Below are 7013 nucleotides of genomic sequence, written 5' to 3'. Positions count from 1 at the left end.
ACAGCACATTACACATTAGTTTTTATGATGATTTCATGGTTAAGATGCAAGGACCGGTGCAGAAAATATCAACATCAACACTCGATGAAGACTGTTTTTACGATATGTAAGTTGTTTTTATGTTAAGTAAGATGTTTAATGGCAAATACGCACTTTATGTGAAGTAATTTATTGAAATTAATAGGTTATGTAAGCACGCCGTGTCCGGTGAGCATCATGGTTTCATCGGCACATCTTTCCGCCAGATAACACGATGAGTCCGCCTAAAGATATGGTTTCTCTTAAAGACGTCGCTCAACGCGCCGGTGTATCGTTGATGACCGTATCACGGGCGATCAATTACCCCGAGCAATTGAAGCCAGAGACGTTGCAGCGAGTCCAGCAAGCAATAGCAAGTCTTAACTATGTGCCAGACTTCTCTGCCAGGAAGATACGTAATAATAATGGCAAAAAAGTCTCTACACTTGGGGTCTTGTCGCTTGATACGGCGACTACGCCTTTTTCTGTTGATATCTTGCTTGCTATCGAAGATACCGCCCGTGAATTTGGCTGGGCGGCTTTTTTTGTCAATCTCACCTCACACCAAGATGATGAACGCACCATAAATCACCTGTTAGCTCAGCGCCCAGATGGAATTATTTATACCGCGATGGGCTTGCGGCAGGTCACTGTTCCCGAGCGTCTGAAAGATCAAAATCTGGTGTTGGCTAACTGCACGACGAAAGAGAACAATTTTCCGGCGTATGTCCCCAATGATTTTGATGGCCAATATCAAGCAGTACGCAAAGCCATTGAAATGGGCTATCGTCGACCACTGTGCTTTTATCTGCCCGAAACGGCTATCGCCAGCCAGTGTCGGCGAGGCGGGGCGGAGTTGGCCTGGCGAGAGGCCGGATTGCCGCCGCAAGATTTACGGCAATTTCATATGGCAGATGGCGAGGGACATTATCCCGACGTGGTGCCATTTATCGAACAACACTGCCCACACAATATCCCTGATTTTGATTTATTGATTTGCGGCAATGACCGCATCGCTTTTTTGGCTTATCAAGTCTTGTTGACTAAAGGTATTACGATTCCGCAACAGGTGGCGGTGTTGGGATACGACAATCTGGTCGGTATTGGTGATTTGTTCTTACCGCCGCTGACAACGGTACAGTTACCGCATCATGAGATAGGCAGAGAGGCGGTGCTGCATTTGATCGAAGGACGAGAGTCAACCGGTATTCAAACGCTGCATTGTCCATTATTGGTCAGGCAATCGATGTAAGTATGGGGATTGCCTGGAACCAATAATGAGTTCGATGAAATAACAAAAGAGGGATGGGCTTACACCTATCCCTCTTTTGTTGAACACGAATTAGCGTTTGAGTCTAAGCAGTAATCCCATACCGACCACACAGCAAGCAGCGGCGACGGCAAATACCGCTGAATAACCTAGCTGAGTGGCTAAAACACCTGCTATAGGGCCGGTTACGACATAGGAAATATCCTGAAATGCGGCGTAGGCACCCATCGCGGTACCACGAACTTGTGGCTCGACTCTTTTCACCACTTCGACACCTAACGCCGGGAAGATCAGCGAACAGCCGCAACCAGTGAGTGCTGCACCCAACAGCGCGATATGCGAGGAATGGGCACTAAACAGCAGCAACAGGCCAAGTGTTTCAATTATAAAGGAGCCCAGTGCGACCGGTAATCCACCAAACCGATCAGGCATATGACCGAAGAACACCCGCACCAGAACGAACGCACCGCCAAAGCAAGTCAATGTTAATCCGGCATGTGGCCAGCCTTTGGCGTTGAACAGCAAGGAAACAAAGGTACCAATAACGGCAAATCCGATCCCTTGCAAGAACAGAGCAAAACCTAATGGCGAGACGCGTACTAACATGGTCCAGATGGAAACAGGATGGCCATTAAGCGGTGCCACACCTGCGATACGGGCGTTAATCAGCAATCCAATCAATGGCAGAATAATCACTGCGGCGCCTAAGGCCAAAATTCCCCAATGTTGGTTAATATAAAGACCTAAAGGGGCGCCTGCGGCCAATGCACCATAGATAGCCATGCCGGTCCACGACATCACCTTGCCTGAACGCTGTTTGCCCACCAAACCTAATCCCCAGGTCAAATGACCGGTTATTAGCTGGCTTTCGCCGAATCCCAGAATGAGACGACCAACAATCAGAATTGAGAATTTAACCATCACATCGGCAGGTAACAAGGCCGCCAGAATGTAGGTCAAGCCAGCCAGTGCACAGGCAACGATACCTTGCAGATTAGAGCGTTTACCGCCGCGGCTATCGGCAAGTTTACCGGCATAGGCACGGGTTAATACCGTCGCCAGGAATTGTATTCCGACGACGATGCCAACCATGGTATTGCTCAAACCAAGGACTTTATGAACGTACAGTGGGATCACGGGCAAGGGTAAACCGACGCACAGATATGCCAGAAAAAGTGAAAACGAAAGAGGCAGAAGAGAACGGCTGTTCTCAGCAGTGGTATTGATAGTGTTATCAGATGACATAAACATCACTCATTACGCCAGGTTGGCGCGTAAATACACAAGGTTTCCCGCATAGAAACCATGCGGGAAAATTTCCAACGCTAAAACATAAAGCCGTGCCGCATCATTAATGTGAACAGCGGCCCAGCGATTTTCACCGTCATTAAGATAAGCAGATACCCCTTTTTCCCGGGCTAATTCAATCAGCGGGCTAATGAGTCCCTGTTTAACGCAGTCATGAACTTGTGGCAACCGCACAACAGACACATTAACACCGCGTTGTGCCAACGCGATGCCTGCTAACTCAGAGGCTTTACGTGGATTAGGGGAATCAGCATTGAAATATTCCTCGCTTGCTAGTTGGCCCTTCGTCATCGCGCCTAAGCCAGCAATGGAGGTGATAATCAACGGGCGATCCGAGTCAAGCAATGCTGAACCCATGGCTTCAATAGCTTGTCGGTCGGTTTCGCAGTTGGCGACAAAGGTCGAAAAATCGTGATTAAACGCAGTGTGAATCACGGCATCTGCCAGACTCGCGCCATGTTGCAGGCTATCGAGATTTTCAATATCGCCAATATGTGCTTGAGCCCCCATGCTAAGCAGGGATTGCACGCCAGCCTCTGATCGCGTTAGCCCGAGAACCTGATGTCCCGCATTGATCAGTTGCCCGACAATGGCCGAACCCAGAAAGCCTGTCGCGCCGGTAACGAAAACACGCATGGTAATGATCCTTATAGTGGTTGAGAACCGCCTTTGCATCGCGGTGACAATTACAGTAGATTTTGTTGCTGATACGAACAATGCGATATCGTCGCTATTTTTTGTCTGATCGTCCGGAGTTATATGGATCCTCTTTCAGAATTGTTATCTCTGCTAAAACCACAAAGCTATGTTTCTGGTGGCGTGACGATACGCGCTAACATGGCAATTCAGTGGCCGCCGCATATCGGTATCAAATGTTATGCCGTGGTGTCCGGTCAGTGTTGGTTATCTGTTGAGGGCATTGCCGAACCGGTGCTGCTAACCGCTGGCGACTGTTATTTGTTGCCGCCTGGGCCCGCTTTTTGCCTGGCCACTGACCCGTTGGCAAAACCTGTTGATTTTACAGTTGTGCGCGATGCGTTGCGTCGAGGCGATGAGGCTAACGTTGAAGATGACGGGGGAGATAATTGCATGTTGGCTGGTGGACATTTTGTCCTCACCGGACGTCATGCCGATATGCTGCTTGGATCGTTGCCTGTGATTGTTCATATCAAAAAAGAGGCAGACAAAGCGGCAATGCGTTGGTCAATTGAACGCATGGTCGCCGAAATTCGTTACCCGCAGCCCGGTGGGGCGTTGATTACCCAGCAGCTAGCTTACATGATGTTGGTTCAGGCATTGCGGCTGCATTTGTCTGACAGGAGTAAAAAAGATAGCGGTTGGTTGTTTGCTCTCGTGGATAAACCCCTGTGTGCGGCGATTAGTGGCATACATGATGAACCTGGTTATCCCTGGACGTTACAACAGTTGGCAAGACGAGCAGGGATGTCGCGTTCGACCTTCGCACAGCGCTTTAAAGACGTGATTGCTACCACGCCTATTGAATATCTGACGCGCTGGCGAATGTTGTTAGCCTGCGAAAAACTCACAAGTAGCAGCGACTCGGTTTATCTTATCGCCACCTCACTGGGTTACGAGTCAGAAAGCGCCTTTAGTAAAGCTTTCAAGCGCGTGATAGGACAGACTCCGGGGCAGCATCGTCGGGCATCCATACTCAACCATCATGGAAATGTGGTCTAGCGTTGTGGCTCAACCAATTGCGCAATCACTTGTTCTAAACGGGTTGTGCCATACATCACGGTATCTGTCTCAAACTCAATCCAGCCTTGATTAAAGCCATCAAGCATCTGCATACGCGGCAGCGGATTTTTCATGCCTTGACTGGTAAATAGATCGTGCCAGCTATCGCGTGGTACCACCTGCGTGGCAACGTTTTGTTGTAGTGCCAGCGCAAACGCGTTTGCTACCTCGCGTGGCGTATAACGCTGCGGGCCTTCCAGCTCGACAACGCGGTAACCGCTTGATGCTTCGGTCAATAAAAACGCCGCCAGACTGCCGATATCTTGCGTGGCGATCATGGGGAACGTTTGACTGAGCGGTTGCAAGAAACTGCGATAAACCGACTCCTCTCGCGCTGCCGCAACATCCCACACCGCGTTTTCCATAAACCAAGCGGCACGTAAAACGGTGACGGGCATAGAGAGCGTGGCAAACGCCTGCTCAGCAGCCCCGAGTTGGTTGAGCAAGTTAGGCTCGAGCGCCTGTGCGCCGATGGTCGATAACAGCACCACTTTCGGCGGGTTAGCGGCGCTAATGGCCGCAATGATATTAGCGATCAGTTGGTGTGTTTCAGGAAAGCCCGGCGTTGGGTCGAAATTCGACGGCATTAAAATAAAGACACCATCGACGCCGGTAAAGGCTGTTGTTAACGCCGAAACATCGTGCAGTTCAGCCAGGGCTACGTCGCAACCGCGTTCACGCCATGTTTGCGCTTTTTGTTTATCGCGCAGTACGGCACGAATTTTATGTCCAGCAGCCAACAGTGTTTTTGCCGTTGCGCCGCCAACTTTGCCGCTAATACCTGTGATTGCATACATTGTCATTTCCTCATTGATAAACATTGTGCGAGGAGAGTAATGATTTTGCAGCGTTGACTGAAACGACATTGACTCATATCTTAAGTGACAATTAATCATCAATGGTGACGTGATGGCAATCGACGGACGTATGTTATCGGGGATTGGCGTATTGGTGGCGGTAGTGGAAAGCGGTAACTTTGCCCGTGCGGCAGAAACGCTATCCATCACGCCGTCGGGCGTGAGTCGGGCGATATCACGCTTAGAAAATCGTCTTGGCGTGTTGCTATTACAGCGCACTACGCGTTCGGTGAAATTGACCGAGGAAGGGCAGCAATTTTACGCGCAGGTGATGCCGATGTTGACGTCAATGGAGGATGCTGCCGATGCGCTGTCTGACTCTCCGCATCAGGTACGTGGGCGTTTGCGGGTTAATATCGACAGCTATTTTTCGCGCTTGATCCTGGCACCGCGTTTACCCGAATTTTTTGCCCGTTATCCTCAAATCAAACTAGAGTTGATCACCCGTGAGCAGTGGGGAGGTTTAGTCAGCGATGGCATGGATATCGCCGTACGCTTTGGTATTCCTCAGCCTTCCTCATTGGTCGCACGCCGTTTATTAGAAACCCGGGTGGTCACCGTCGCGTCCCCTGATTATCTACGCCAACACGGCAGGCCCGCCGCGCCGGAAGCGCTTAGTCAGCACAATTGTATTCAGTTTCGTGACCCACAAACGGCGCGTGCCTTTGACTGGGAATTTCATCGCGGACGTCATGATCAAGGGCTGGGAGCAAAAGGCCAACAAGTGCTGAAAATACACACCGACGGCGGATTGCTGATCAACGATGCAGGTGTGTTGCACATCACCTGCCTGGCTGGTGTAGGTATTGCGCAAATGTTTGAGCTAGGTAATGAACAGCAATTAGCCAGCGGTGAATTAATCGATTTATTCCCCGACTGGCCGGGAGAGATTTACCCATTATATGCCTTTTATCCCTCAAGACGTTTTACACCGGCCAAAGTGCGCGTGTTTATCGATTTTTGTCTGGAGATTATCGGGGCGGATATTGGCTGAAGGTTTTAGCTTTTTTATGGATGACTTTTGGATGAGGGAAAATCATGACATTAAAGATTAAGGTATTACTGGAAAATCGTCGCGCAGTTGGAGCAGACAAATCCTTGTTAGCTAAGGCCGGGCTGAGTCTGCTACTTCAGGATGATACGACGACGGTCTTATTTGACACCGGCCCTGATGGCAGTTTTCTGCATAATGCCGTGCTTATGGGTGTCGACCTGTCTCAATTAACCGCGACCGTACTTTCACATGGACATTATGACCACTGTGGTGGGGTGCCTTGGTTGCCGGATAATAGCCGCATAATTTGTCATCCGCAAATTGCTAATGAACGTTACTCGACAATGAGTCTTCCCGGTTATACAGCCAAAATAAAGAAGCTCTCCCTGGATATTGATTACTCGCGATATAATATGGAATACAGCCGTGCGCCATTGAATATTAGTGACCGCTTTATGTGGTCTGGAGAGATTGCTGTTGCCACACCTCGGGCATACGGAATTATTAGCGGGGAAGTGATGGCTGCGGATTGGTGATTGTTACTGGATGTGGGCACCGTGGAATCATTAATATTGTTCGGCATTGTCAAAATATTACCGGAATAAATAAAATTCATGCGCTGATCGGCGGTTTTCATCTTCGCTGTGCTTCACCTTACGCACTTTGGCAAGTAAGGACATTTATGAAGCAACAAAAGCCAGAAAAAGTAATGGGATGCCATTGTACTGGCGCATGGGGGCGCTTATGGTTACCTGAAGTTATAGCTCCGGCAACCGGGGATGTCTTTGTTCTTGGATAAAAAAGCGCA

The 7013-nt window shown here is 49.5% G+C and carries 6 protein-coding genes and 1 pseudogene; 4 read left to right on the top strand and 3 right to left on the bottom strand.

Going from position 1 to position 7013, the window contains the following annotated elements:
• Positions 1–271: 271 nt before the first annotated feature.
• On the top strand, positions 272–1270 hold the full coding sequence (locus OOA_RS05430) for a LacI family DNA-binding transcriptional regulator (RefSeq protein ID WP_040691132.1): 999 nt from the start codon (positions 272–274) through the stop codon (positions 1268–1270).
• A gap of 90 nt (positions 1271–1360) precedes the next feature.
• On the opposite strand, the gene OOA_RS05425 is transcribed toward OOA_RS05430, so the two are convergent.
• The gene (locus tag OOA_RS05425; RefSeq protein ID WP_008911130.1) at positions 1361–2533 is read right to left on the bottom strand and encodes an MFS transporter; all 1173 of its coding nucleotides are present in this window, start codon (positions 2531–2533) and stop codon (positions 1361–1363) included.
• A 12-nt stretch (positions 2534–2545) separates the two neighbouring features.
• Positions 2546–3232 (bottom strand): NAD-dependent epimerase/dehydratase family protein, encoded by a 687-nt coding sequence (locus tag OOA_RS05420; RefSeq protein WP_008911129.1) that lies wholly within the window; start codon positions 3230–3232, stop codon positions 2546–2548.
• A gap of 123 nt (positions 3233–3355) precedes the next feature.
• Between OOA_RS05420 and OOA_RS05415 the strand changes: the two genes are divergently transcribed.
• The gene (locus tag OOA_RS05415) at positions 3356–4294 is read left to right on the top strand and encodes an AraC family transcriptional regulator (RefSeq protein WP_008911128.1); all 939 of its coding nucleotides are present in this window, start codon (positions 3356–3358) and stop codon (positions 4292–4294) included.
• Here OOA_RS05415 and OOA_RS05410 read toward each other — a convergent pair.
• Positions 4291–5220 carry an NmrA family NAD(P)-binding protein gene (locus OOA_RS05410; RefSeq protein ID WP_236611169.1) on the bottom strand — a complete coding sequence of 310 codons (930 nt, stop codon included), beginning with the start codon at positions 5218–5220 and terminating at the stop codon, positions 4291–4293. The genes OOA_RS05415 and OOA_RS05410 overlap by 4 nt on opposite strands.
• A gap of 43 nt (positions 5221–5263) precedes the next feature.
• Here OOA_RS05410 and OOA_RS05405 point away from each other — a divergent pair, with 43 nt between their 5' ends.
• Both OOA_RS05405 and OOA_RS05400 read left to right on the top strand, forming a co-directional pair.
• Positions 5264–6205 (top strand): LysR family transcriptional regulator, encoded by a 942-nt coding sequence (locus tag OOA_RS05405; RefSeq protein WP_008911126.1) that lies wholly within the window; start codon positions 5264–5266, stop codon positions 6203–6205.
• Between the two features lie 44 nt (positions 6206–6249).
• Positions 6250–7004: pseudogene (locus tag OOA_RS05400) on the top strand (MBL fold metallo-hydrolase).
• Positions 7005–7013: the final 9 nt, after the last annotated feature.

Source organism: Providencia burhodogranariea DSM 19968 (genome assembly GCF_000314855.2).
GTDB classification, from domain to species: Bacteria; Pseudomonadota; Gammaproteobacteria; order Enterobacterales; family Enterobacteriaceae; genus Providencia; species Providencia burhodogranariea.
Note: the sequence above shows the minus strand (reverse complement) of the source record. Positions and strands in the feature narration are given on the sequence as shown.

Bases quoted from the DNA above. Each gene is read 5' to 3' on its own strand.
- OOA_RS05420 (WP_008911129.1), bottom strand. From the start codon at position 3,232: ATGCGTGTTTTCGTTACCGGCGCGACAGGCTTTCTGGGTTCGGCCATT.
- OOA_RS05415 (WP_008911128.1), top strand. From the start codon at position 3,356: ATGGATCCTCTTTCAGAATTGTTATCTCTGCTAAAACCACAAAGCTAT.
- OOA_RS05430 (WP_040691132.1), top strand. From the start codon at position 272: ATGGTTTCTCTTAAAGACGTCGCTCAACGCGCCGGTGTATCGTTGATG.
- OOA_RS05405 (WP_008911126.1), top strand. From the start codon at position 5,264: ATGGCAATCGACGGACGTATGTTATCGGGGATTGGCGTATTGGTGGCG.
- OOA_RS05425 (WP_008911130.1), bottom strand. From the start codon at position 2,533: ATGTCATCTGATAACACTATCAATACCACTGCTGAGAACAGCCGTTCT.
- OOA_RS05410 (WP_236611169.1), bottom strand. From the start codon at position 5,220: ATGTCGTTTCAGTCAACGCTGCAAAATCATTACTCTCCTCGCACAATG.